The organism is Edaphobacter sp. 12200R-103, assembly GCF_010093025.1.
Lineage (GTDB): Bacteria > Acidobacteriota > Terriglobia > Terriglobales > Acidobacteriaceae > Edaphobacter.
In genome coordinates this window covers 3,806,034-3,830,159 of sequence record NZ_CP048114.1, presented here as the reverse complement: position 1 = coordinate 3,830,159, position 24,126 = coordinate 3,806,034, and the positions used below count along the sequence as shown (strand labels likewise).

At 58.4% G+C, this 24,126-nt stretch carries 21 protein-coding genes; 10 read left to right on the top strand and 11 right to left on the bottom strand.

The window, feature by feature from the left end; all coding sequences use genetic code 11:
- Positions 1-40 precede the first annotated feature (40 nt).
- The 3 genes from GWR55_RS15990 (at position 41) to GWR55_RS15980 (ending at position 1,799) form a co-directional block, all read left to right on the top strand.
- Positions 41-475, top strand: a complete 435-nt coding sequence (locus GWR55_RS15990) for an ester cyclase (protein WP_162403152.1) — start codon at positions 41-43, stop codon at positions 473-475.
- Positions 476-514: 39 nt separating this feature from the next.
- The gene (locus tag GWR55_RS15985) at positions 515-1,129 is read left to right on the top strand and encodes an NAD(P)-dependent oxidoreductase (RefSeq protein WP_162403151.1); all 615 of its coding nucleotides are present in this window, start codon (positions 515-517) and stop codon (positions 1,127-1,129) included.
- 187 nt (positions 1,130-1,316) lie between these two features.
- Positions 1,317-1,799 (top strand): DinB family protein, encoded by a 483-nt coding sequence (locus GWR55_RS15980; protein WP_162403150.1) that lies wholly within the window; start codon positions 1,317-1,319, stop codon positions 1,797-1,799.
- Positions 1,800-2,176: 377 nt separating this feature from the next.
- Here the strand turns inward: GWR55_RS15980 and GWR55_RS15975 are convergent, their stop codons facing one another.
- Entirely contained in the window at positions 2,177-2,770 is a 594-nt protein-coding gene (locus GWR55_RS15975) for a helix-hairpin-helix domain-containing protein (protein ID WP_162403149.1), read from the bottom strand.
- A 405-nt stretch (positions 2,771-3,175) separates the two neighbouring features.
- Here GWR55_RS15975 and GWR55_RS15970 point away from each other — a divergent pair, with 405 nt between their 5' ends.
- The 4 genes from GWR55_RS15970 to GWR55_RS15955 all read left to right on the top strand — a co-directional run bounded on the left by GWR55_RS15970 (position 3,176) and on the right by GWR55_RS15955 (position 8,777).
- Positions 3,176-4,267, top strand: coding sequence for a LacI family DNA-binding transcriptional regulator (locus GWR55_RS15970; protein WP_162403148.1), 1,092 nt, complete (start codon positions 3,176-3,178; stop codon positions 4,265-4,267).
- Positions 4,268-4,343: 76 nt separating this feature from the next.
- Positions 4,344-5,867 (top strand): sugar ABC transporter ATP-binding protein, encoded by a 1,524-nt coding sequence (locus tag GWR55_RS15965; RefSeq protein ID WP_162403147.1) that lies wholly within the window; start codon positions 4,344-4,346, stop codon positions 5,865-5,867.
- Positions 5,864-6,814: an ABC transporter permease gene (locus GWR55_RS15960; RefSeq protein WP_162403146.1), complete on the top strand. Its 951-nt coding sequence runs from the start codon at positions 5,864-5,866 to the stop codon at positions 6,812-6,814. The genes GWR55_RS15965 and GWR55_RS15960 overlap by 4 nt, the downstream gene beginning before the upstream one ends.
- Complete coding sequence (locus GWR55_RS15955; RefSeq protein WP_162403145.1) at positions 6,792-8,777, top strand: substrate-binding domain-containing protein; 1,986 nt, start codon at positions 6,792-6,794, stop codon at positions 8,775-8,777. The genes GWR55_RS15960 and GWR55_RS15955 overlap by 23 nt, the downstream gene beginning before the upstream one ends.
- Before the next feature lie 385 nt (positions 8,778-9,162).
- On the opposite strand, the gene GWR55_RS15950 is transcribed toward GWR55_RS15955, so the two are convergent.
- The 7 genes from GWR55_RS15950 to GWR55_RS15920 form a co-directional block, all read right to left on the bottom strand.
- Positions 9,163-10,233 (bottom strand): aldose 1-epimerase family protein, encoded by a 1,071-nt coding sequence (locus GWR55_RS15950; protein WP_162403144.1) that lies wholly within the window; start codon positions 10,231-10,233, stop codon positions 9,163-9,165.
- A 101-nt stretch (positions 10,234-10,334) separates the two neighbouring features.
- Positions 10,335-11,207, bottom strand: coding sequence for a DUF1080 domain-containing protein (locus tag GWR55_RS15945; protein WP_162403143.1), 873 nt, complete (start codon positions 11,205-11,207; stop codon positions 10,335-10,337).
- Between the two features lie 32 nt (positions 11,208-11,239).
- Complete coding sequence (locus GWR55_RS15940; RefSeq protein ID WP_162403142.1) at positions 11,240-12,385, bottom strand: Gfo/Idh/MocA family protein; 1,146 nt, start codon at positions 12,383-12,385, stop codon at positions 11,240-11,242.
- Positions 12,386-12,390: 5 nt separating this feature from the next.
- The gene (locus tag GWR55_RS15935; protein WP_202925521.1) at positions 12,391-13,431 is read right to left on the bottom strand and encodes a sugar phosphate isomerase/epimerase; all 1,041 of its coding nucleotides are present in this window, start codon (positions 13,429-13,431) and stop codon (positions 12,391-12,393) included.
- Between the two features lie 16 nt (positions 13,432-13,447).
- Entirely contained in the window at positions 13,448-14,665 is a 1,218-nt protein-coding gene (locus GWR55_RS15930) for a hypothetical protein (RefSeq protein WP_162403141.1), read from the bottom strand.
- A gap of 124 nt (positions 14,666-14,789) precedes the next feature.
- A complete protein-coding gene (locus GWR55_RS15925) occupies positions 14,790-16,334 on the bottom strand; it encodes a hypothetical protein (RefSeq protein WP_162403140.1) in 1,545 nt (514 codons plus the stop codon).
- A 33-nt stretch (positions 16,335-16,367) separates the two neighbouring features.
- Positions 16,368-17,963, bottom strand: a complete 1,596-nt coding sequence (locus GWR55_RS15920) for a PQQ-binding-like beta-propeller repeat protein (RefSeq protein ID WP_162403139.1) — start codon at positions 17,961-17,963, stop codon at positions 16,368-16,370.
- Positions 17,964-18,358: 395 nt separating this feature from the next.
- Here GWR55_RS15920 and GWR55_RS15915 point away from each other — a divergent pair, with 395 nt between their 5' ends.
- From GWR55_RS15915 to GWR55_RS15905, 3 genes are read left to right on the top strand one after another with little or no spacing between them, the layout of a single operon-like run.
- On the top strand, positions 18,359-19,414 hold the full coding sequence (locus GWR55_RS15915) for a cytochrome-c peroxidase (protein WP_162403138.1): 1,056 nt from the start codon (positions 18,359-18,361) through the stop codon (positions 19,412-19,414).
- Positions 19,415-19,422: 8 nt separating this feature from the next.
- Positions 19,423-20,214 carry a carboxypeptidase regulatory-like domain-containing protein gene (locus tag GWR55_RS15910; protein ID WP_162404041.1) on the top strand — a complete coding sequence of 264 codons (792 nt, stop codon included), beginning with the start codon at positions 19,423-19,425 and terminating at the stop codon, positions 20,212-20,214.
- 4 nt (positions 20,215-20,218) lie between these two features.
- Positions 20,219-21,286 (top strand): beta-propeller fold lactonase family protein, encoded by a 1,068-nt coding sequence (locus tag GWR55_RS15905; protein WP_162403137.1) that lies wholly within the window; start codon positions 20,219-20,221, stop codon positions 21,284-21,286.
- A gap of 39 nt (positions 21,287-21,325) precedes the next feature.
- Here GWR55_RS15905 and GWR55_RS15900 read toward each other — a convergent pair whose 3' ends face one another.
- The 3 genes from GWR55_RS15900 to dinB all read right to left on the bottom strand — a co-directional run bounded on the left by GWR55_RS15900 (position 21,326) and on the right by dinB (position 23,900).
- Entirely contained in the window at positions 21,326-22,099 is a 774-nt protein-coding gene (locus GWR55_RS15900; protein WP_162403136.1) for an anti-sigma factor, read from the bottom strand.
- Entirely contained in the window at positions 22,096-22,665 is a 570-nt protein-coding gene (locus GWR55_RS15895; protein WP_162403135.1) for an RNA polymerase sigma factor, read from the bottom strand. The genes GWR55_RS15900 and GWR55_RS15895 overlap by 4 nt, the downstream gene beginning before the upstream one ends.
- Before the next feature lie 140 nt (positions 22,666-22,805).
- Positions 22,806-23,900, bottom strand: a complete 1,095-nt coding sequence (gene dinB / locus GWR55_RS15890; protein ID WP_238398786.1) for a DNA polymerase IV — start codon at positions 23,898-23,900, stop codon at positions 22,806-22,808.
- Positions 23,901-24,126: the final 226 nt, after the last annotated feature.

Below are 24,126 nucleotides of genomic sequence, written 5' to 3'. Positions count from 1 at the left end.
ATATATATTTATTCAACCTATTCTTTCGAAGGAGTCTTAAATGACCTCTACCAGCAACCAGGCAGCGACCGTCCATCGCTTTTACGAGCAGTGCCTCAACCAGCACCAGTCCGGAATCCTTCCGGAGATCTACACCGAAGACGCCATCCTCCACACCCCGAATGGCGAGAGGACCGGGTTGGCGGCCATCCAGGAGACCGTGGACGGGGTGCATGCGATGTTCCCTGATCACCACTTCAAGGTCGAGGACATCATCGTCAGCGGAGACAAGGCGGCGGCCCGCTGGTCCATGACCGCTACGCACACAGCGCCTATCCGCGGCATCGCCCCGACAGGCAGACCCATCACCCAGAACGCCATCGTCCTTTACCGCTTTGAAGGCGACAGGATCGCTGAGCAGTGGCTGCAGCTCGACTTGGCAGGAGTGCTCCGCCAGATTGGAGTCTCCATCCCCGGTGCGCCAGCGAACCGATAACCATCAAAACCCAGTTTGCAGGTTACGGAGAAAACAGACATGCGACTCACGATTCTTGGAGCAACCGGCGGCATCGGCCGCCGCCTCCTCCCCCTCGCCCTGGACCAGGGCCATGAAGTGACTGCGTTTGCACGTGCCCCTGAGAAGATCTCCAGCCGCGACGCACGGCTTCGTGTTATCGGCGGCAATCTATTCCATCTCAATGAGATGGCATCGGCCATCGAGGGCAGCGACGCTGTCCTCTCCGCCTTCGGCCCAACCACTCTGCGCCGTACAAATCTCCGTCGCGACTTCGGCCGGGTGCTGGTTCAGGCCATGCGTGCGGCCGGCGTGCACCGGGTCATCCATGTCACCACTGCATTTCTGTTCGATGAGGGCGGCCCGATCTTCTCCGTGATGTCGAACACGCTCTTTCGGAACGTAACCCAGGATCATCGCGAGAGTGAGCATGAGATCACGCAACCCGATCTCGCGTGGACGATCCTCCGTCCTCCGCGCCTTCTCGATGCCAAACCCACTGGGCACCCACGGGTTAGCGCCGGTCATCTTCCGAAAGGCGGCTTCACCATTTCGCGAGCGGATGTCGCCGCTTTTATGCTGCAGGAAGGAATGACGCCGAGGTACGTTCAGCAGGTCGTCGGATTGAGCAATTGAGCAGATTTTTGCAAGCTGGTCTGCACTTCCAGAGGCGTGCGAGATAGGCGACGACGATGTGTTTTCGATCCCTGTCTCCGCGTATCCCGCACGCCTTTTCAAACGAACAAAAGCTTGTCGTCAGAAGCCGACTTGAATTGAGCACTTGTCTGAGGACAGAGCTGCCGGGTCGTGATACCGTCAGGCCATGGAGCTTAACCCGTACGCCAGATTTCTGGGAGATCAGGAACCGATACCGGTCATTACCGCTACGGTCGAGCGGCTCCATGCTCTCATCGATCCATTGTCACCGGCTCAGGCAGATCGCAACCTTGCGCCCGGCAGATGGAGTGTCCGGGAGATTCTTGCGCACCTGGCGGACTGCGAGATTGTCTTCGCGGTTCGTCTGCGCCAGACACTGGCGAAAGAGCACCATCTCATCCAGCCCTTCGACCAGAACCAATGGGCGGAACGCTACGCTGCTTACGACCTGAAATCGGCTTTTGACATGTTTGCGGTGGCTCGGAACTGGAACCTCAAATTTCTGACCACGGTGACCGCCGACGACCGTCATCATCCAACGACCCATCCCGAGCGGGGGACCATGACATTGTGGACCCTTGTGGAGACCATCGCGGGCCACGACATCAATCACCTGCAGCAGATCGAGCATCTGGCGTCGCAGGTCTAGAGCGTATTGAGTACGGTCGCAGCAGGATGCATGACAACGGCGACTATGCGGCCATGGTCGGAATGTCCTCCTGAGTGAAGCCGGGAAGTCAAACGATCTGTGTTTTTGCCTCAGCCACCATCCCACACCGCAGATCCTTCGACTCGCTACGCTCGCTCAGGATGACACTTTGGCCAAAAATATTTGCCAAATATCGGAGGAAATAAACCTGCGGTTGCCCGATGCAAAGGCTATATGCAGCCGGGAGCAGGTGGATACAGCCTGGAGCAGCCGATCAATGGTCTTTGGTAAATGCATCCCCGACACGCTATGAGCCAGCAATGAGAAGAGGACTCCCGCGGGAGTCCTCTTCTCATTTTCGCTATGACGATCGCTTCTTAGAACGCCATCCGATTCTTGCGAGCCGCGACGTCCATCGCGTTGATCATCGGAACCTTTTCGACATCTTCGATGGTTTTGAAGTTTCCGTTCTTGGTGCGATAGGCAACGATTGCATCGGCATCCTTGGCGGAGAAGCCAAGCTGCTTCTCAATATCTTCCTTGGTCGCCTGGTTCATGTTGACCTTGGACGTGACCTGCGGGAAGTTCTTGACCAGGTAGTCGAGAATGGCTGTGTACTCTTCATCGGACGCCGAGGCACCCAGACCAGCCATCTTGGTGATGGTGTCTTCCCACCCTTGTTGATTCTGTCCGTTGGCGATGACATTGGTCGGCGAATGACACTTTCCACAGACTTTGATGACCGTCTGCTTGCCGGCCCCTTCAGGCAGTTGAGGATAAGGATCTGCCTTGGCCTGAGACTGTGCCGCCGGAGCAGACTGTGCCGCCGGAGCAGACTGCGCCGGAGCTGCAAAGAGGGCAGGGGCGGCAAGGGCCGCCGTGGAGGTAATCATCAGACCTCCCCCGACCGTGAGAACTCCCATCCAGACCGCACGTGAAGAGTGCCAAGCCGACTTGTTCTGTTTGACCATACCTTTATTCAAACCGCACCTGCTTATAAAGTTGTTCGTGCATCTGCGTTTCACCTGCGCTACGGCCTGGCGTATCTGACGGCGGTATTCGACGAAGATTCTTCCCGTCCAGGCAGCATGCCGGCAAGCTCTTCCATTTTACCGGAGCACAAATCGAATCCGGATTCGCGGGAATGGAACCGGGCCTGATCAACCGATCCAGCGAAGAAGAGGCTCCCCTGATCCTGAAACTTTAAGCCAGAATGAGACGTCTCATTTCGAGAGATGATGATGCTACGCAAGGGCCTGGAGGGCTGTCAAGCATCCCTCTCCCGGTGAGTCCAACCGAGGAGCAATCGCGGCAGCGGCTGCTCGCGAGAGGAAACGAGGACCGCAACATTAACCGTAATGTAGGATTTTGTCATTATGCCCCCCACACAAAAGGAGCTGGCAAAACTAGCGGGTGTATCGGCCGGCACTGTCTCGAATGTAATCAGCGGCTCGACCAAGGTCAGTGAACGGGCCCGACAGAAGGTTCTGGAAGCGATCCGGCTTCTGAACTATCAGCCGAATCTGATTGCGCGAAGCCTGAAGACAAATCGTACCCGTACACTCGGAATCGTAGTCCCTGACATCACAATCCCCTTCTTTCCGAAGATTATCCGCGGCGCGGAGTGTGCTGCACGCGAGCATGGCTACTTTCTGATCGTGCTGGATTCGGAGGGAAGCCCGGACCGCGAATCGGAGATGATTGCGCTGCTGCGGGCGCAGAGAATTGAAGGCATGCTGCTGGTCACGGCGAGCGGCGAAGAGATGAGCCCAGAGAGGTGGGAGTCGATCAGCTCCGCATTTCCCGTCGTGTGCCTCGACCGCATTCCCGTCAACCTGGATCTGGATTCAGTGTGCGTTGACGACTGCGGGGCAGCCGAAATGGCCATTACGCACCTGATGACGCGCGGCCACACGGACATTGCCGTCATCACGGGACCGCTGAGCCTGCGCAATGAGCAGGAGCGGGTGCGAGGATACCGACAGGCGCTCCAGAAGAGCGGCATTCCTGTGCAGCGCTCGCTGGTCTGGAATGGCAGCTTCGAGCAGGATGAGGTGGCCCGCCTGTGCCAGAACGGAATGCTGCGGCCGGAGGGCAGGCCGACGGCGCTGTTTGCGACCAATGGGGTGACAGGGCTGGCCGCTCTGCGAAGCCTTTACAGCATAGGACTGAGCACGCCGAGGGACTTCGCCTTTGTGACCTTCGATGAGATCACGGCGGAAGACTTCTTTCAGCCCGGCATTACATCGGTGGTGCAACCGACCTTCGACATGGGATACCGCGCAGTCGAGGTTCTGCTGGAGCGAATCGAGGAAGGGGATACGGAAGGCGGACGCAAGCGCGTTCATCTTCCCGCCACCCTGACGGTGCGCGAATCGTCAGGCTCGCCCATCGATCTGGCAGCATCGCATCATCCGCCTCTTCTCCCAAAGAAGCCTCGAAGACGCGCAGTTGCAGCAGCGCGTTGACAGCTGAAATCGTCAAACGATACCGTGAGACGTCTCAGCAAATCGTGCGTCTTTCCACCGGATCTCGTCTTGCTCCATGCCCATGAATCCTATTCTCAGCGCGACCGGCATTACGAAGAGCTTCGCAGGCATTCAGGCTCTGAAGGGCGTCTCGTTTGAGCTGCGCGAAGGCGAGGTCCATGCGCTGATCGGCGAGAACGGCGCCGGGAAATCCACCTTCACAAAAATTGTGACCGGGGCACTACAGCCGGATTCCGGTGAGCTTGTGGTTCACGGACAAAGGGTCGCAAACTTCAGTCCGCAGGCGGCACGATCGCTTGGGATTGCCGCGATCCATCAGCAGCCCCTCCTCTTCCCTCACCTGACGGTTGCTGAAAACATCGCGCTCGCACTTGAGAATGGCGCTTCCGGATGGCGCGTGGACTGGAAGCGCCGCCACGGACAGGCCCGTGAGCTTCTTCACCGGGTTGGAGTGGATCTGGATCCGAAGCGCATCGCGGGATCGTTGAGCATGGCAGAGCAGCAGATTGTTGAGATCGCCAAGGCCATCGGCGCCGACGCGAAGATTCTACTGATGGATGAGCCCACGGCCCTGCTGACCGATCGTGAGGTGGATCATCTCTTTTCGCTGATCCGGCAGTTCCGGCAGTCGGGCGTGGGGATCGTCTATATCTCGCACCGATTGGAGGAGATACAGGCCATTGCGGACCGCATTACGGTTCTGCGCGACGGCAACACCATCGCGTGCAGGGAGGCAGCCGGCATCGACCGTGGAGGCATGATCCAGCTGATGGTGGGCCGGTCGCTGGCTTCCATCTTTCCCAAGCACACTGTGGCGATGGGTGCGACAGCGCTCGAGGTCTGCAATCTCTCGAACTCCTCCCTCGGGCTGCATGACATCTCGTTCTCCGTCAAAAAAGGAGAGATCCTGGGGATGGCCGGCCTCGTAGGCTCCGGCCGCACAGAGCTTGCAAAGACACTCTTTGGCCTTTCCCCTGCGGCCTGCCCCATCTACCTGCACGGTTCGCCGGTGCAGATCCATTCGCCCGCCCACGCGATCTCACTAGGTATCGGATATCTTCCGGAGGATCGCCGCCAGCACGGGCTGATTCTGGATATGGACCTGGGCGAGAACATGAGCATGGCCAGTCTGGACAGCGTATGCAGGCTGGGCCTGGTACACCGCGAAAAGGAAGCCTCGCAGGGCGAGCGATATATCCGCGACCTCCGTATCAAGGCCGCGGGAGCTTCGGTCGCCGCGAGGACGCTTTCGGGAGGAAACCAGCAGAAGGTCGCGCTGGCGCGCTGGCTGGCGATTGACCCGCAGATCATGATTCTCGACGAGCCAACCCAGGGAGTGGACGTCGGCTCAAAGTCGGAGATTCACGAACTGATTGGCCAGATGGCGGAGCGGGGTGTCGCCATCATCCTTATCTCCTCAGAGCTTCCGGAGATTCTGGGCATGTGCGATCGTATCGCGGTGTTTCGCAAGAAGACGATCGCGGGAATTCTCCAAAGGGAAGAGGCTACCCAGGCCCGCATCATGGCTCTGGCCTTCGGACACCCGGATGCGCTGGCACAGGAGACAGTACAGGCATGAGCTATCGTGTACGCGAGATTGCACTGGCCGTCACGATCGCAGCTCTCATGCTGTTGCTGGCGTGGCGAACGACGGGTTTCTTTACCGCGACGAACCTGGTGGATCTCTTCCTGGCAAACCTGCCGACGATGATGATCGCCATTGGAATGACGATGGTGATTCTGACCGGCGAGATCGACATCTCGGTCGGGTCCATCTTCGCCATCTGCAGCGTAGTGATGGGAGAGTGTGCCAGAGCCGGGATGCCCATGGTGGTAAGTGTTCTGATTGCGGGCGTAGCTGGAGCCTCGATGGGAGCGGCGAACGGTGGCCTGACTGCATACATCCGGATTCCGTCGATTGTGGCGACGCTCGCCACGATGGTTGCCCTGCGCGACGGACTGCGCTGGTATACGCAGGGTGCCTGGATCCAGGGGCTTCCGCAGCAGTTCCAATGGTTCGGGCTGTCACAGAGCAGCTTTACGGAACTATGTCTTGCTGTCGTTACCGTGACGGTGCTGCTGGGTGCAGCAGGCCTGAAGCACCTCCGAATAGGCCGAGAAATCATCGCGACTGGCTCTAATAAGGCGGCGGCTCACATTGCAGGTATCCATACATCGCGGGTGGTGTTTGGAGTCTTTGCGTTGACCGGGGTTTTGACCGGCCTTGCAGCAGCCCTGAACGCTGTAAGGTTCAACCAGGTCCCCAGTAACTCGGGCCTTGGACTTGAGCTGAAGGTAATCGCCGCGGTGGCCGTTGGAGGCGCCGCCATTACGGGAGGCGCCGCCACGATCACCGGCACGGTGCTGGGAGTGATTCTGCTCAGCGGTATCGGTTCTGCTCTTACCTTTCTGGGAATCAACGCATATTGGGAAAAGGCTATCCAGGGCGCCATCATTCTGATTGCAGTCGCTGTCGACGCACTGCAGTTCTACCGTAGGGACGATGCACACACACTTGCGGCCTAAGTTCAGACTCTCCGGGATTCAATGGGCGCTGCTGGGTGCACTGCTCGTTGAGATCATCGTCTTCGGCGTCTCCTCGCCTGCGTTCCTGACATGGACGAATGGGATGGAGATTCTTCGCTTCAGCGTGGAGCTTGGACTTCTGGTCGTCGCGCTGACTCCCATCCTGATCACCGGCGGAATTGATCTCTCCGTCGGCTCAACCATCGGACTGGTAGCTGTCACCTTCGGGCTGGCGTGGCAGAACCTTCACCTTTCGATTCCCGCCGCGGCTGCGCTTGCGCTGCTGGTCGCACTTCTCTGCGGAGCGGTGAACGCCGCGCTGATTGCCTCCCTGAACCTTCCTGCCCTGATCATCACTCTGGGCACATACTCGCTCTATCGCGGAGTCGCGGAGGGTGTCACGCATGCCGCAGTCAGTGTGACAGGATACCCGGAGAGTTTTTTGCGGCTGGGACAGGGATATCTGTGGAGTGTCCCGATCCAGGTGTTTGTATTCCTGCTCTTCATCGCCTTTTATGCTGTTCTTCTCCACTGGTCGAAGGTAGGGCGCGGCCTCTACGCCATCGGGCTGAACGCTGAGGGCGCCCGGTACGCCGGGCTTCCGGTCAGGCGATATCTCGCGCTGGTTTACCTGCTGTCCGGAGTTGTGTCCGGGGTGGCGGCCATCATCTATGTCGCGCATCTTGGACTTGCAAAGTCGGACCTGGGCACGGGATTCGAGCTTCAGGCTATAACGGCCATTGTGATCGGAGGAACATCCGTCTTCGGCGGGCGAGGCGATCTTTTCGGCAGCGTGCTTGGGCTTCTGTTTCTGTGCGTGCTGCAGAATGGACTGCATCTGCTGGCACAGCCGTCGGAGGCAACCGGCGTTCTGACCGGAGCGCTTCTGATCCTGGTGGTAGCGAGCGATCTGCTGACCGAGCGAATGCAGGCCATGCGACAACGCTGGGCACGGTGGCGGCGTCCGCTGCTGATTGCAGGAGCTGCTGGCGCTGCTGTGGTTGCGATTGCGATTGCGTTCACGCTGCGATCTTCGCGGGCAAACGCAGGGTTAGCTGAGCATCGACCGGTGATCGCAGTGATGCCCAAAGCCAAGGGCGATCCTTACTTTATTAGCGCACGTGCGGGTGCGGAGGAGGCTGCACGGCAGCTTGGAGTCGACCTGATCTGGGATGGACCGACCAGTCTCGATCCTTCCATGCAGAACGAGCTGGTCGAGAGCTGGATCACGCGACACGTTGACGCCATCGTGGTTGCAGTGGCGAACAAAGGGAGCATCTCGACGGTGCTGCGCAAGGCACGGCAGCATCACATCCCGGTGCTGACGTGGGATGCGGACGCGGAGCCGGATGGGCGCGACTACTTCCTGAACCAGGCCACACCCCAGGCGATTGCCGATACCCTGGCCGACGAAGGAGCGCGCCTGCTGAACGGCAAAGGCGATTTTGCCATCATCACCGGGCCGCTAAGCGCGGAGAATCAGAACGAGTGGATCTCATTTATTCGCCAGAGAGTAGCCGAGCGCTATCCGCAGATGAAACTGGTAACGGTGTTGCCCAGCGACGACGATCGCGACAAGGCCTTCTCGCAGACACAGAACATCCTGAAGGTTTATCCCGACGTGAAGCTGATCATCGCCATCTCCGCTCCTGCGGTTCCCGGAGCGGCCGAGGCAGTCCAGCAGGCCAGAAGCAAGGTGAATGTGATCGGGCTTTCGCTGCCGACCATCTGTCGTCCCTACATCCATAGCGGAGTGGTACAAACAATCGTGCTGTGGAACACGAGGGACCTCGGTTATCTGACTGTCTACGCCGGATGGCTTGCTTCACAAGGGAAGATACCTCCCAACGCAACTTCGATTAACGCCGGGCGCCTGGGAGAGCTGGATGTGCGCGGAAGCGAGATCATCCTGGGCAAGCCGATGCTCATCAACAAGGCGAACATCGACAAGTTGGATTTCTAGGATGTATCGACACATCTCTGATCCGAGCGTGATCGTCGCCGAGATGACTCATGACAGTTACATAGGATATGTAAGTTTGATTCGGATAGATCCTCCTTGCACTGTCCCGAAGAGGTGTCATCCTGAGCGAAGTTTCTCGCGGCTCTATCGCGAGAAACGGAGTCGAAGGATCTGCGGTCTTTCCGGCTCAACCACCATCCCAAACCGCAGATCCTTCGGCTCCGCGCTGATGCGCTACGCTCAGGATGACACATCTTCGGGGTACCTGAGGTCGACAAAGCAGATCAGCGATGCAGGCGAGTCTGTATGTCGACACACCCTGAGGGCTGTCATCAAACGAATGATGGAAATCCGTCCTGCTTTGAAGGTGTCGCCCCGCGCCAGATCACATGCCCACGGCTGCCGACCGGATGGCTTCCTTCACGCTGGCCTCATCGTCGAGCACGCGAAGCTCGATGCTGAACTCCCTGCGCTCTCCCGGCTCGAGAAACTGAAGCGTGCCCTGATTGCGCTCATACTCCCGTCCGCGTGTGTTGCAGTTCGCAGGCTCAAGACCAAGAACATAATGGTTCGCCGAGGTCATCTTCCACTGGTTGAACTTTGGCAGGGTGCTCGGATCGTAGGTCATCGCAAGCCCGTAGGACGGATCCTCTTCGTCACTGACGAGAACCACCGTCACCTTATCGGTGCCGCTCGCCATCTGATGAAAGTAGACCTTCTCGCCCAGACCCAGCTGCGGATCGCCGAAGAGATTCCACTCCTCTACGGTGTCCCGCGAAAAATTGTCGATCGGGGTAACCTCCCGGGAGGGCGCATAGACACGGGAACGAGGCGTAAGGAGGGGAAAGCCGAAGTTGAAGTGATAGAGGACCATCAGCGGAGCCGTGCGGACTCCCTGATTTTCGACGACGTCATGAAGGGTGAGCGCGGCTGAGTTCAGAGAACTGGAGATGGTGCGGTGCAGAACCAGGTTAGGTCCATGCACAGAAGTTTCGCGAACAGTACCGGAGATATTGAAGATGCAGTCTCCGTGCTCCCACTTCTCAGACCAGCAGACGTTCTCCGCAGGCGTGTTGGAGATGGAGCCATGCAGTCCGAGATCTTCGCCCTGATCGCGTGAGGGGGCACCAGCCGTTGAGAGTCCGCAAGTGGTTAGCAGGCCACCGGCAAAGCCCTTCAGCCACTCAAGGCCGCGGCTGGAGTAGAAGGCTGGATGCACCATACCGGTCGGAGAGTGCCAGCAGAGAGAGCGTCCCCGAAAGCTGGCTTCGTAGAGGTCGAGGCCCTTGTCGGGAACGACCCAGAACTCCAGCCCGCACGCCGTGCGCACGCGCAGAGTGCCGGTTCCTTTTGCTTTGCCCTCTGCATGGGTGAATGGGGTGATTCCCCCGATCTGTGAGAGCCGGCCCACATGGCTCATCATCTCCGGACCAAAGTTGCCTGGCCACATCTGCATCGCTCCTGATTGGGAATGCCACTCGCAGACGCCATGCTCTCACAGTTCGAGGGAGAATTCATGCCGATTCCAAATTCCTTTTGCCATGCGAAGCAACAACGTTATGGCAGCCTCTTCAGCCAGATGTTACGGTGCGAGATCTTGACATCGCCGCCGCCTTCGATCTCAAACGCAAGCAGACCCTTTGCGCGATAGAACTTGGGGTCGGTATCGACCAGCACTGCCATCACGTGGCCGTTGACGATGTGGGTAAGGGTATGACCGTCGGCGATGATCTCCACCTGGTTCCACTCACCGGGCTTGATAAAGGCCTTCAACTCATCGGAGGTTCCCAGCGTGGCAAGCAGGCGTGGCTTGCGGTTCGGCTCGGTGGAGACCACCTGTCCGCGCCAGGCGATGATGCCGCGGGGGCTGTCCTGCTCGTAGAGCTGGCCCGTGTAGCGATTGTTGTAGTCGAAGTCACCCTGATAGCCGGTGAGGTTCCACTTGGCATGCTTTTTCAGCAGGGCCTGACCCTTTTCGAAGCGCTGCTTCTGTTCCGGGGTCATCTGGGCGAGTCGATCCGGGGGAATCTGGCGCAACTGCGGCGCTACAAGAGCACTGCGATACTGGATACCGCCGTTGGCTCCTGTGCCCTCAAGCTTCATCTCCACCTTCAGCATGAAGTTGCCGACCTCGCCGCCCTTCCAGATGATATTGGTGGTTCCGGAGGGATGCGCATCGCTGGAGACGCCGACGATCGATCCATCCTCAACATGCCAGACCTCGGACGGTCCGTCCCAGTTCTTCAGCGTCTTGCCATCGAAGATCTGGGTCCAGCCCTCATGATCGTTGAAATCGATTGGCTCAGGCTGTACAAACCGGCTTCCCCCCGCCGGACGCGCAGCAGGCTTCTGCGCCATGGAAGCAGTCACGCCAAAGGCTGCAAGGCAGGTAAGCGTCAGGAGGGTTCGGCACCCCGTGCGATTCGACATGATGTTCTCCTTAGAAACTGAGTTAGACCTCATCAAGCCAGCGGGATCTCTTCCCACTGCTTCGTCCTGGCTGACTTAAGAACGGCATCCGTTACATAGTCGACGGCGAGTCCATCCCTGAAGGTGGGAGCCACCTCACGCTTCTCCCCGAGAGCCGTGAGGAAGTCCGCGACCTGGTGGATGAAGGTGTGCTCGTAACCGATCTGCAGGCCGGGAACCCACCAATGCTTCATATACGGGTGCTCGCCGTCGGTGATGTGAATGCTCTTCCATCCGCGAAGACGGCTTTCATCGCGATGATCGAAGAACTCCAGCCGGTGAAGATCGTGCAGGTCCCAGCGCGCGGACGCTTGCTCGCCATTGATCTCAAGCGTGAAAAGCGCCTTGTGGCCGCGCGCATAACGAGTAGCCTCAAACAGCGCCATGGAGCCATTCTGGAAGCGGCCGATAAAGGAGCTGGCGTCATCGATCGTGACAGCCTGAACCTTATTGGTCAGGCTGTGCTTGCGCTCCTTGATGAAGGTCTCGGTCATCGCGGAAACCTCGGTCAAAGAGCCGTTGAGCCACAGGGCCATGTCGATGTTATGGGCCAGCAGATCGCCGGTTACGCCGCTGCCGGCAACAGAGGAGTCGAGCCGCCACAGGCCTTCGCCACCCTGCGGGAGATCCTGCGAGATGGTCCAGTCCTGCAGGAACTGCGACCGATAGTGAAAGATGCGACCGAAGCGTCCTTCGTCCAGCAGATCCTTCAACAGCACCAGCGCGGGCACGCGGCGATAGTTGTACCAGACCATGTTTGGGCTCCTGGAAGACTCCACGGCGTCCAGCATGGTCCTGCCTTCGGCTGCAGTGCGGGCAAGCGGTTTTTCGCACATCACGATCTTGCCGGCCTTTGCTGCGGCCACGGCGATCTCCGCGTGCGTGTCGTTGGGGCTGGCAATGTCGATCAGGTCGATGTCCTTGCGCTCGACCAAGGCGCGCCAGTCCGTCTCGATCGACTCGTAACCCCAGTTCTCCGCGAATCCTTTCGCGCGATCGGCATTGCGTGCGCAGACCGCCTTCAGGACAGGCCTGTAGGGAAGATCGAAAAACCGAGGCGCCTGCACAAAGGCGTTCGAATGAGTGCGGCCCATGAAGCCGTACCCTACCAGGCCAACATTGAGAGTCTTCTTTGCCATCGAATCTAATCCCATCCGTGTGCGTCGCGAACCGAGATCATGGTCTTCAGCACATTTCGCCATGTATCGGGCGACATCATCGTCGCGTTCGGGAACATGCAGCCGTCCCAGCAGATGTGCTGGAAGGCGCGCGTCGGCTGTCCGCTCTTATCCCGCATCCACATCCCGGCGACCTTGACGACATCCATCTTGCCGTTGGGATCGTTGGCAGGGCAGTGGCGGCCGGTCTTGTCGTGCGATCCGCTGCCATGCACCGTGCCATCGTTCTGGGCGACGTGGAAATCAATCGTCCACGGACGTAGCGCGTCGGTCAGCTTCGTCAGAGCCTCCATCAGGACATCCTGATTCGACCAGTCGAAGTCTTCCGGAAGCAGCCTGTCTTCAGGAGCGTTGTATCCGAGCGTATAGAGCAGAGAGTGCGCCATATCGGCCTGGAAGCCGACTGTCCCGGGACGATTGACGGTCTCGAGCAGCTCGACCATGTGACGCCAGCCGTGCATGCCTCCCCAGCAAATCTCGCCTTCGGCGGCCAGACGCTCACCGTACTGCTCGGCAATGTCGGCGGCACGCTGAAAGGTCTCCGCAATCTTCTTTGTGTTTCCCTTCGGGTCCTTCGTCCACTCCGCAGGACTCGCTGCGGAGTCAATGCGGATGACGCCATACTTGCGAATCCCGAGGTCGCGGAAGGTCTTGCCCATCGCGCAGGCCTTCTGGACCTGGGTCACAAAGCGATCCCGCTCCTCCTGCGATCCCATCGCGGAACCACCTCCGGTTGGCGGCCACACAGGCGCCACCAGCGAGCCGACGACGAGATTGCGCGAAGCGATGCTGTCGGCAACACGCTGAAGATCGTCTTTCGAGGAGTCAATATCGATATGCGGTAGGGAGGCGAACAGGTCTACGCCATCGAACTTCTGCCCCTCGACCTCAGCGGCAGCCGTGAGATCGAGCATCGTCTCCAGCTCGATGGCAGGCTCGGAGTCCGGTCCCTTGCCTACGAGACCGGGCCACATCGCGTTGTGAATTGCGGGTCTGGTGTGCTGCATCGCTACATCCTATCGCTTACTTCCTGATCAGAGGTGCGGCATCCGGATTGCCGGGGCCGAAGTGCTTCAGCATGACCAGAGGATCGGTTTCGCTATGGTTCTCCACGAGCACCCCGGCCTGTGCTGCGGCAGCCGTGACGAAGTATTCGTCCTCGGTCATCTGGCCGAACCGGATCATGGAGGGCGTCGATACCGTCTGCCTGCCCAGGCGTCCGTGGCCCTGGGTCACGATGACACCGTAGGCCTCTGCATCGGCAATCGTGACGCTCTGCTTCGGAAGCACCGTAAGCTCCTTTGCGGAGTAGAACTCGGTCCCGTAGGTCACCCAGACCTCACGATAGCCGGCCTGCTTCATCTCCTCTTCGGATCTCACAGCCTTCGGGAAAGTCTTGTTCGACTTCGCAAACTCTGGATTTACGTTGGCCTCCCAGTCGAGCATGCTGACCAGATAATCGATGTCCTTCGTGAACTCCGGCTTGACATCCTTGGTCAGCAGGTCCCAGTCGACGATGCGGCCATCGACCTCAGACTGGAACATCGCGAAGACGTCGCTGTTCACCTGCGGCTCGTATGTCACCAGGGAGCCGGGCGCATGCAGGATGCCTGGATCGATCTGCCAGCCCTCACCCGGTACCAGGCGATAGGCGCGTGAGAAGGCAAGAATGCCGTTGTCGCCCTGGTTCCACTTCTCCAGGCAGCGGCGAATATCGTCCTTCGTCGTTCCCGGCTCGAGCCCCATGTAGGTATGGGGAAAGTTGTTCTGAATCTGGTTGTACTGCGGCGGAAAGTAGTAAGCCTCGGGTTTGCCCTTCTGCCCTACCAGATTGGCGAATTCACTGGTCTGGTGCATGTGATGGGGAATGGGCCCCATATTGTCGAAGAACTTGCACAGCAGGTTCCATCCGTTCTCGCGCTTCATCACATCGGCGCCCAGCAGCAGGTCGCCCGCGGCCTCGACCGCTTCCTTGAGAAGAAACTTCTCTCCCTGGCCGGGATTGATGTAGCTCAGGCCTTCATCCGGAAGCGTTGCCGGGCCGTTCGACGCCTTGGTGGTCGAGGAGAACCAGCGCTCGTTGATACCACCGCGATGCCCACCAAACGCATACAGGTCGTCCGGATGAAGCTTCAGCCGACGGCCCGGAATCATAAACGATCGAGGAACCCAGCACGGCGCCAGTCTCAGCACTCCACCAGTTGCATTGACCACTTCATCTACACGGGATCGATTCACCATCTCAAATATTTCCTTCTTCTTTGTAATTTCTTCTGTGGGCTTTGCGACGACTTCTGCTGGGCCGGCAATGATTTAGAGAGCGCGGTCACGGAGAGAGCCACATGACCGCAGGATTCCTTACGGATTAATGCTCTATACCAATTCCAAAGGAATAGAGCGTGTTGTCGTGCGTGACGAAGAAGGCGTGGCCGTCGCCGACGGAAACTCCTGCCATATGGGCATAGGTATTCACGGCGTCCCCACTCGAATACAGCTCCTTGCCAGTCGCCCCATCAAGCACGTAGAGCGTTGCATGATGCGACGCATCGCCCTGGTCCAGCGCAACGACCATTCCATTGGCGGCAACCGGAGGAGCGGGGTTGATCATGTCGCGCGAGGACCAGACAGGAACCAGGTTCGTCTTACCTGCGCTTTCCTCCAGCTTGAAAGCAACAATGCTTCCATGCGAAGCCTCCCCATTGGAAGTGGCAAACTTCGCCCCGGGGTTGAGCGCACCGGGCACAGAAGCCAACACCCAGGTCGTGCCTGCATCCTCCCAGGTAGCGAGCGCAGCGATGCTTCCGTTCTTCACCTGAGAGACGGAAGGAGTCTCGGCGAGTGCCGTCTTATGATCCGATCCTCCGAGCGAAGACGCATCCAGCAGGACATAGCTGCCGTCCTTTCCGGGAGCTACCAGAAGGTTCTTGCCGTTATGGCTCAAGGCAACCGGTGTCACATTCTGGAGCGAGCCTCCAGCCATGTACCAGTCCTTCACTTTGGCATCTGGTCCGAGGGCAACGATACTGTCCGCGTGAACATCGGCGCTCTGACCGGCGCTTCCGGATCCGGTGACGACATAGGCGACGTTTTCAGCGATCGTCGGTCCCATAGCGACCAGCGGAACAACGGAACCAGTCTCGTAACTTTCCACCGGATACTGCGGCGAATCCATATTGATGGCCCAGACGGCGTTCTTTGCGTCTCCGCATCCAGCTTTGGTAGTCGTAAACATTGTCTTGCCGTCGAGGCCCAGGCCCAGCGGAACACCGGTCGCGCCAGGAAGGAACTTCACGGCCGGAGCAAACTCCGCTCCGGTGGCGATCACTTCCTCATGCAGTTGCCCATCGGGCGTCAGCACGAAGATTCCCTTCAAACCAAAGCCGCCGCCGCCGGGCGAGATCCCTACGCGGCGCTCCGAAGGCTTCATCGGTGGTTGTGGCTTTGGAGGTGGCGCTCCCGGCCTGCGCCGCGCGCGAAAATTGATCACCAGCGGAGCCTCGGCGACGATGCTCAGATTCGAGGATCCGCATGGCGATGCAGAGACGTCGTAATGCTTCGTCCACAGCATCGTTCCCAACTCAGAGTCGACCGCGTAGAGGGTATCTCCATCCGCCCAGAGCGCGAAATCCTTAAAGCCCTTTGCATTGATGAGGCGCTGGACCAGAAGAGGCTCGCTGTACGAAAGCGAATCTTTTGCTGCAGCGTCACCCAATTTAATCTTCCAGAGGAACTTGAACTTCCCTGAAAGATTCTCTTTGGTCATCGTGGTCTCGGCCTTCTGCCAGCCGGTGTGCTCCATGTTGTTACGCGGAGAGGTCCAGTTTCCGACCGCCTGTGCTGCGGCGGGGGTCAGGCAGACAAACGCTGCGGCAAACGAAAAGCCGATTGAAAGACCAAGCCATTTCTTCATCTCAAGACGTCCTCGATTAGTTCCCATGCCAACCTATTTAATGCCGAAGCAGTAGACGGTTCCGTCGAAGGTACCGAACATGATGCGACCGCCGGCGACCGACAGTCCCGCCTGATGAAGGAACGAAGCGATCTGGTCTCCGCTGTTGTAAAGCTCCTTGCCGGTCTCGGCATCGAGCACGTACAGCTTGGCAGGCTTCGACCGCTCGATCCTGTCCTCTGCAGAGTAGAGACCGCCCTCAACCTCGTTGGTCTGTCCCGTGTACTCGCCACCAGCCAGGACAAAGACCAGGCCGTTAGCGACGACCGGAGGCTCCGCCGTCAACATATCTGCCGACTGCCACGCATTGGTCATCACGGTCTTTCCGTCCTTGTCCTCGATCTTGAAGGCGAGAATTCCGCCATTCGGCGTGTCGCCATAGTTGATCGGGAACTTGACCGTCGTCGGTCCGCCGTTGGGAGCCAGTACCCACTGCGTGCCCTTCTTGTCCTTCCAGGCCGCGAAGCTGCCCCACGTTCCTTCCGTCTGAAAGTTCACGTTGGCATTTGCAATCAGCTCCGAACGGAAGAGCGGAGTCTCATGGTCCGCACCGCCGATGGACCGGCTGTCAAGCATGAAGAACCGTCCTTCTTTGCCGCCGCCCACCAGAAGATCGCGACCCTTGTACGAGAAGATGACCGGCGTGGTGTTCAGGTCAAGATCGCGCTTGGTCAGCCACTCGTAGTTGGTCGGCGTGTAGTAGTCCTTCAGTTTCAACGTGTCGTTCGAGAAGGTATACGCCTGCACGCTGGTTGACAGCAGGCCTGCCTTGGCGTCGTAGGGATGATCTCCGGACTCGAAGTAGATCGTCCCATCGCTGCCGATGGCAGGTCCTGCCGTTCCCCAGAGTCCACCCTGTGGAGGCGATGACATGGTTACTTTCTTCGTAACCGTGTTGTAAGCATAAAGAGCATTCGGCACACCGCCGCAGCCCTGACCGGTAATGGTATAGACGATGCCATTGACGAGATTCAGGCCGTAAGGCTTGCCATACACATTAGGCAGCATCTGCACGGGCGCATCTTTTTCGTCTCCCGTTGCCGGATCCATCAGGTGCAGATACCCGTCAGTCGTGATGACGTAGAGCACACGCTCCTTTGCTCCAGCCGGAGTAATCACCGGAGTGGCGCTCAGGGCGTTCGTGCAGATAAAGCCGCGGCCCTCCCCAGCTTCCTCCGGCTGGCTCGAAGCCCACTTCAGCTTCTTCTGCCACACCATCTTGCCGGTCTCGGCATCGATCACGAAGACGTCATTGGAGCTTCCCGCAAAGATCGCGACCGTTTTGGCGCCCTGCGTGGTCTTGATGCCCGAAGCAATCAATGGCTCACGGAACGACTGCATACCCATCGTCTTGTTATCGGTCTTCAGCTTCCATAGCAGCTGAACCTTGCCTGCATTCTGCGCCGTGATCTTTGTCTCATGCCGTTGCCAGGCATCGCGCTGGGGGTTATAGCTGCTCGTCGTCCACTCCGGCGAGCTCTTCGATTGCCCATAGGCGAATCCTGCCCAACCGCAGCTCACAGCTCCTGCAAGAAGCAGAACGGCCATGCGCGCCGGGGGAAAAGATCCGGACAGCTTGCGTGCTTTCATCAAAGTCATCCTCGTTGCGTAATGCGTCCTGGCATTAGGGGCGCTGGTGCGGGGAAGTACAGGAAGGAAGGGGTTTTCCCGGGTGGAAAAAGAATTTATGAGACGTCTCATTTCGCAAGCATCCTACCCACGCACAATCTACACTGTCAATCCTCCATTTCCCTTTTTTCGCAAAAGCCACCCATCGGCTCCGCGGAGACAGTGACGTCCTGCCCTCGACCGGAGTCCATTTCTTAATGGAGTGTCCCGCTCAGAATCAAATCTCAACTCTGCCGGCCTCCCTGCAAAACCGGAGAGTTCCAGCTAAGCTGATGATTATGGTGGGGCGAGGGGCTAGGCCACGGGCGAGACATCTGTCGCAGCCCGATGACTCGAAAAGAGAATTTTGGAAGAGCATGCTTGGATGGGCTGTGCTCGTCACTCCGCTGATCCTGCTGACCGCAGGATGTAAGTCCGTTGTGCCTGACACCCCTATCGGCAAGGAAGTTCACATACAGCCGCCTCTCGGCCTGCCACCGGTCCCCATCCCGAAGGACAATCCTCCCACCGCCGAGACCATCGCGCTGGGACGCCGGCTGTTCTATGACAAACGCCTCTCGAAGGACAACACTCTTGCCTGTGCAAGCTGCCACGAGCCGAATGCCTACTTCACCGATAATCTGCGGGTCTCCAAGGGAGCAGGTGGCCAGCTCGGCGTTCGCAACGCGCCGACGCTGCTCAATGTCGCCTATCAGCCCTTCCAGTTCTGGGACGGGCGAGCCCTGACGCTTGAAGATCAGGCCGCGAGCCCGATGATCAATCCTGTGGAGATGAACCAGGCCCACAAGGTCTCCGTCTCAAAGCTGAGGCGCGATCCGGTGTATCACACCATGTTTCGCGCGGCCTTCGGGACTGAAGACGTAACCCTGAGCAGAATCGAAAAGGCGCTCGCAAGCTTCGAGAGAACGCTTTTAAGCGGAGACTCTGCCTTCGATCGCTTTCAGTACGGTGGCGACAGCAATGCGCTGACACCGCAACAGGTACGCGGACTGGCCGTCTTCATCAATCCCACGAAGGGCAACTGCGCCGCCTGTCACACTATCAACGCTCAATATGCCCTGTTTACCGACGGTAAGTTTCACAACCTCGGCGAAGGGGTAGAAGAGGACGGCGTAACATTCAAAGATCTCGGACGCTATCATCAGACCGGCGTCCAAACCGACCGCGGAGCATTTAAGACCCCAACCCTGCGCAACGTCGCAAAGACAGCGCCTTACATGCACGATGGAAGTCTAAAGACCTTGAAGGAGGTCGTAGACTTTTATGCCGGGCAGGGAAACTCGAATCCGAATCTCGATAAGGAGATCCAAACGATCCACCTTTCAGGACAGGATAGGGACGACCTTGTCGCTTTTCTCAATTCGCTCACAGGAGATCTGCCCGCGAACGCGGGACCACCCGGTAAGGAGTAAAAAGCGTGATGATATTGACTGCCAGAAGACTCTCTCTCCTCGTTCTCGGCGCCGCATTTGTAGTGACTGGATGCTCCCGGAAAGAGGATCATCCGGCAGCTTCCACTGCGACCCCGCAGGCTGCGCCCGCTGCACCGACCTTCAAAGTAGACCCGGCCACCGCCGGAACGATTACCGGCACGGTGCACTATAAGGGCAAGCTGCCACCGCGAACGCTGATCGACATGAGCGAAGACCCGGCATGCGTCGCTGCGCACCACACAAAGGCATATGACGAATCCATCATGGTGGGCAAGGGTGGAGTGCTCGCCAATGCCTTCGTCTACATCAGCAAGGGGCTTGAAGGAAAGAACTTCGCGACGCCGACCGAAGCCGTCATCATCGACCAAAAAGGATGCTGGTTCCATCCCCGTATTCTTGGAGTCCAGGTGAACCAGCCCGTGGAGATCATCAACTCCGACCCCGTGACCCACAACATTCATCCCATGGGATCGGCAAACCGTGCCTGGAATCATAGCCAGGGGCCGGGTGATCCTCCGCTGCATCGCAAGTTCACCAGCCCCGAGGTGATGATTCCCGTAAAGTGCAACATCCACGGCTGGATGCACGCCTACATCGGCGTTCTCGATCATCCCTATTTCGCCGTATCGAAGGAGGATGGCACATTCACGATTCCGAATCTTCCTCCCGGAACCTACACGCTTACGATATGGCAGGAGAAGCTGGGAACGCAGGAGCAACAGATCACCGTAAGCCCGCAGCAACATGCGGTTGCCGATTTCACATACAAGGGGAAGTAAGTTGATGCATAAGAAATTGAGCTTTGCACTGCTGCTTGGGTGCGCGTTCTGGCTGACCGCCTGCAAATCGCAGAACGAGCAGAAAGCCATTCCCGAAACCAAGGCGCCTGTGGAGTCGGGTGCTCCGAAGATCTACACCACTGACGAGGTCTCAGGAGATCTCACCATCATCGATAGCGGCAATGGAAATATGCTCGCCACGGTTCACCTCGGCAAGCGGCCACGCGGAATTCATCCGAGCCCGGATGAGAAGACCCTATACGTTGCCCTGAGCGGCACCCCTATTGCAGGTCCCGATGTAGACGAGAGCACGTTGCCGCCTCCCGACAAGAGCGCCGACGGAATCGGAGTTTTCGACGTGGCCCAGCGGAAACTGGTCAAGATCATCCCCGGTGGATCCGATCCGGAGAACTTCGATGTCAGCAAAGATGGCAAGCAGCTCTATATCTCCAACGAAGATATCTCCGCCGTCAGTATCATCGATATCGCTTCAGGCACTGTCGCCAAGACCCTGAAGATCGGCGCCCAGCCTGAAGGAGTGAAAGTCAGTCCCGACGGCAAAGAGGTCTATGTGACTTCGGAAGAGACCAGCCAGATTGCGGTCCTCGATCCCGAGGCCGGCAAGATTATCGCAACCTTCAAGGTAGGGCATCGCCCACGCTCAGTCGCATTTATGCCCGATGGCAAGCACGCTTACATCAACGCAGAGAATGACGGGACCGTAGTCATGGTCGACACCAAACGGCACAAGGTCGTAAAGACGATCCAGCTTGGCCAGGCCGGCCTGGTGAAGCCCATGGGAGTTCTGCTGTCACCGGACGGCAAGCGTCTCTACGTCAGTACCGGACGCGGGCGCACAGTCTTCACCATCGATACAGCGACCAACAAGGTTCTCGGTTCCGTGGAAGTCGGCAAGCGTCCGTGGGGAATCGCGCTCTCTCCCGACGGTACTAAGCTCTACTCCGCCAACGGGCCATCGAACGATGTATCAGAGGTTGATCTGGCAACGAACACCGTTACCCGCAGGTTCAAAGCCGGAGAAGGCCCCTGGGGAATCGTTGTTCTTAAATAACCCCCGCTGAACCCGATTGCCGCTTACCGGAATACTTCTTCAGAAATATTTCTGGTAAGCGGCAATCCAATCATGCGCAATCGCGTGTTGCGCCTCTTGAAGAGTGATCTTCCTCTCGCAAACCAGTTGAGACAGGTGCCTCTCAAGTTCGTCTTTCGCCGCGGCGTTCCAGGTGGTCTCTTTATAGGATTGCGGCCAGAGATTTCTGACATCATCGGTGCCGCCGAGTTGCGGGCTAATCAGATAATCCACCTGAAAGTCATTGCCCGCGTGGTCCGGAGAGATTCCATACTCGCGAAAGACCGCCTCTTTCCTCTGAACGGGCACAGCGGGATCGAGATCATCGTCGCCCTCCCTGCAGATGTCCCCCAGTTCAACCTGGCGCGTCATTCCCGGAGTAAGGGCTCTATTCGGCAGAGACGCCGCTCTCTCAGCGTTCGATCTTCCGGGATTGGGAAGAAGGAGAAACAGCGCCGCAATGGCCAGCACACCCGCGACGCCTCCAAGAAAGGCCGGAGTCATTCTGCTCCTCAGCCATACAGGAAATCGATTCTTCGGCTGAAGGGAAGGTCCTGCATTTTTTAGCTTTGCCTGAAGCGAACTTCGCGCCTGTACCGCATCCGTCAGATGGAAGGGAGCGGCGATCATCCTGCTCATCTCTTCTCCAACGTGCGCGATCTCTCTGAGGTCGCTGCTGCAGGCTTCGCACCCCTCCAGATGCAAACGCGCCGCTGCGCTTTCGCTTTCACTCATCTCCCGATCGAGATAACGGATCAGGTCTACCTCTGACAGGTGGCCGGGTCTGATGCTCACGTTTCCCCTCCCTCGCTTCTCCGCAGGCGGCCGAACGAACGGCTCAGGTAGTTTGCTACACCACCGAGAGATATTCCGAGAATCTCTGCGATCTCGCGATATTTCAGACCTTCGGCGCGTAACTGGATGCAGAGGCGATCGACCTCGGGCAAAGCCTCAAAGGTGCGTCGCAGGATGAGATGCCGCTCGTTGAAGATCATTTCCTCTTCCGGGTTTCCACCTGCACTCTCCAGATGGGAAGCCCAGAGATCGTCATTCGTTCCGCCAACATCCGCGTTCTGCCGGATCCTCTTCTTCAGCGAAAGATTGTGAGTGACCCGGAAGGTCCAACCCGCCAGGTTTACCCGCGAACGCCCGGCCTGCAGATGCCTGAAGAGGGCGAGAAAGACCTCCTGGATGACATCTTCGGCATCGTGCGGACTTAAACCGAGGGAGACCGCGTATCGCAAAAGCCGCGCTCGAAGCTGATCGTGCAGGCCCAGGACCTCGTGCTCGAGCGAACGAAGTCCGGCTTCGTTTTCAACGACGAGTGAGGATTCAAGGCTTTCATCGGGACTATAGGACATAGCGCAACTTCTTCGAGAATTTCGGAAAACTCATGCTATGAAGCCGCTCTGCAGACTGTCAACATGATGAGCTGTTTTGATTTCATTGCCTCACTCTTCCACAAAAGCCCTGAGCACAGATCGACACATCGCCTTCCTCGTCAGTCAAAGAGCGACGATGCCAGCCTCTCTGCATCCTGAAAGTTGTTCAGCCCCACCCCCGCCAGACGGAATCTCTGATCGGAAGCAGGCTCGATCCGCTCCCGCAGCGAGAGCGCAATCTCCGCCAGTTCCTCGGCGGAGGAAGGAGGAGCCGCAGGCGTATGGCTGCGAGTCAGAATGTTGAAATCGCTCGTCTTCAGCTTCAAGACAACGGTCCGTGCGATGCGGCCTTGTTTGCGCGAGGCATTCCAGACCTTCTCCGCCAGCATGCGAATAATCTCCTCCATCGCATCCAGCGGAATATCGCTCTCAAAGGTATCCTCGGACGAGATCGACTTCGTCGGCCTGTCCGGAATCACCCTGCTGTGGTCGATCCCGCGAGAAAGCTCGTAAAGCCTCATCCCGTATTTGCCGAAAAGCCTCTGAAGCTCTCCTTGCCCCATGCGGCGCAGATGACCGACCTTCGCCACCCCGATCTGCTCCAATCGCTTCTCCATCACCTTGCCAACGCCTGGAATCCTTCCGACCGGCAGTGGCGTCAGGAACTCCTCCACCTCATGCGGCTGGATGACGAACAGCCCATCGGGTTTGCGCCAGTCCGAAGCAATCTTCGCCAGAAATTTATTAGGCGCTACCCCGGCCGAGGCCGTCAGGTTCAACTCCCCGCGTATCTGCTGTCGAATCGTCCTTGCTACCAGAGTCGCGGTTGCCAGCCCCATCCTGTTCTTCGTCACATCCAGATAGGCCTCATCCAGCGAGAGCGGCTCAATCAGGTCCGTATGCCTCCGGAAGATCTCCTGCACCGCCTGCGAAACCGCCTTGTATCGCGAAAAGTCCGGCGGTATAAAGATCGCGTCAGGACAAAGGCGTTCGGCATGAACCGCCGCCATCGCGGAACGCACCCCGAACTTTCGTGCCTCATACGAAGCCGCGCAGACTACCGATCGCTTTCCTCGCCACGCCACAACCACAGGCCTGCCTCGCAGCGAGGCATCGTCGCGCTGCTCCACCGATGCGTAGAAGGCATCCATATCGACATGAACGATCTTGCGAATCGCCATAGGAGTCGCGCCATACAATCCGGGATCGTCCATGATCGTCACGGAATAGGTCCTCTGGTGCTACGCGGTGCGATGGTGCAGATGCTCCTTAATTTTAAGCGAATAAACAGCGAAAACAACAGACAAGCGCGCGTTATCGACGAGGTCGTGCAAGAGATTGTGACTTCGGCGAAGATCAATCTTTCCTTGCCAGAAGTTGCGATCTGGAAGAAAGATGGCCAATCTTGATGGGCTTCTCTCTCGCACGATAGACTTCAGT

Excerpts from the sequence above, each read along its gene's own strand:
- GWR55_RS15990 (WP_162403152.1), top strand. The coding sequence starts at position 41 with ATGACCTCTACCAGCAACCAGGCAGCGACCGTCCATCGCTTTTACGAG.
- GWR55_RS15985 (WP_162403151.1), top strand. The coding sequence starts at position 515 with ATGCGACTCACGATTCTTGGAGCAACCGGCGGCATCGGCCGCCGCCTC.
- GWR55_RS15980 (WP_162403150.1), top strand. The coding sequence starts at position 1,317 with ATGGAGCTTAACCCGTACGCCAGATTTCTGGGAGATCAGGAACCGATA.
- GWR55_RS15975 (WP_162403149.1), bottom strand. The coding sequence starts at position 2,770 with ATGGTCAAACAGAACAAGTCGGCTTGGCACTCTTCACGTGCGGTCTGG.
- GWR55_RS15970 (WP_162403148.1), top strand. The coding sequence starts at position 3,176 with ATGCCCCCCACACAAAAGGAGCTGGCAAAACTAGCGGGTGTATCGGCC.
- GWR55_RS15965 (WP_162403147.1), top strand. The coding sequence starts at position 4,344 with ATGCCCATGAATCCTATTCTCAGCGCGACCGGCATTACGAAGAGCTTC.
- GWR55_RS15960 (WP_162403146.1), top strand. The coding sequence starts at position 5,864 with ATGAGCTATCGTGTACGCGAGATTGCACTGGCCGTCACGATCGCAGCT.
- GWR55_RS15955 (WP_162403145.1), top strand. The coding sequence starts at position 6,792 with ATGCACACACACTTGCGGCCTAAGTTCAGACTCTCCGGGATTCAATGG.
- GWR55_RS15950 (WP_162403144.1), bottom strand. The coding sequence starts at position 10,233 with ATGCAGATGTGGCCAGGCAACTTTGGTCCGGAGATGATGAGCCATGTG.
- GWR55_RS15945 (WP_162403143.1), bottom strand. The coding sequence starts at position 11,207 with ATGTCGAATCGCACGGGGTGCCGAACCCTCCTGACGCTTACCTGCCTT.
- GWR55_RS15940 (WP_162403142.1), bottom strand. The coding sequence starts at position 12,385 with ATGGCAAAGAAGACTCTCAATGTTGGCCTGGTAGGGTACGGCTTCATG.
- GWR55_RS15935 (WP_202925521.1), bottom strand. The coding sequence starts at position 13,431 with ATGCAGCACACCAGACCCGCAATTCACAACGCGATGTGGCCCGGTCTC.
- GWR55_RS15930 (WP_162403141.1), bottom strand. The coding sequence starts at position 14,665 with ATGGTGAATCGATCCCGTGTAGATGAAGTGGTCAATGCAACTGGTGGA.
- GWR55_RS15925 (WP_162403140.1), bottom strand. The coding sequence starts at position 16,334 with ATGAAGAAATGGCTTGGTCTTTCAATCGGCTTTTCGTTTGCCGCAGCG.
- GWR55_RS15920 (WP_162403139.1), bottom strand. The coding sequence starts at position 17,963 with ATGAAAGCACGCAAGCTGTCCGGATCTTTTCCCCCGGCGCGCATGGCC.
- GWR55_RS15915 (WP_162403138.1), top strand. The coding sequence starts at position 18,359 with ATGCTTGGATGGGCTGTGCTCGTCACTCCGCTGATCCTGCTGACCGCA.
- GWR55_RS15910 (WP_162404041.1), top strand. The coding sequence starts at position 19,423 with ATGATATTGACTGCCAGAAGACTCTCTCTCCTCGTTCTCGGCGCCGCA.
- GWR55_RS15905 (WP_162403137.1), top strand. The coding sequence starts at position 20,219 with ATGCATAAGAAATTGAGCTTTGCACTGCTGCTTGGGTGCGCGTTCTGG.
- GWR55_RS15895 (WP_162403135.1), bottom strand. The coding sequence starts at position 22,665 with ATGTCCTATAGTCCCGATGAAAGCCTTGAATCCTCACTCGTCGTTGAA.
- dinB (WP_238398786.1), bottom strand. The coding sequence starts at position 23,900 with ATGGACGATCCCGGATTGTATGGCGCGACTCCTATGGCGATTCGCAAG.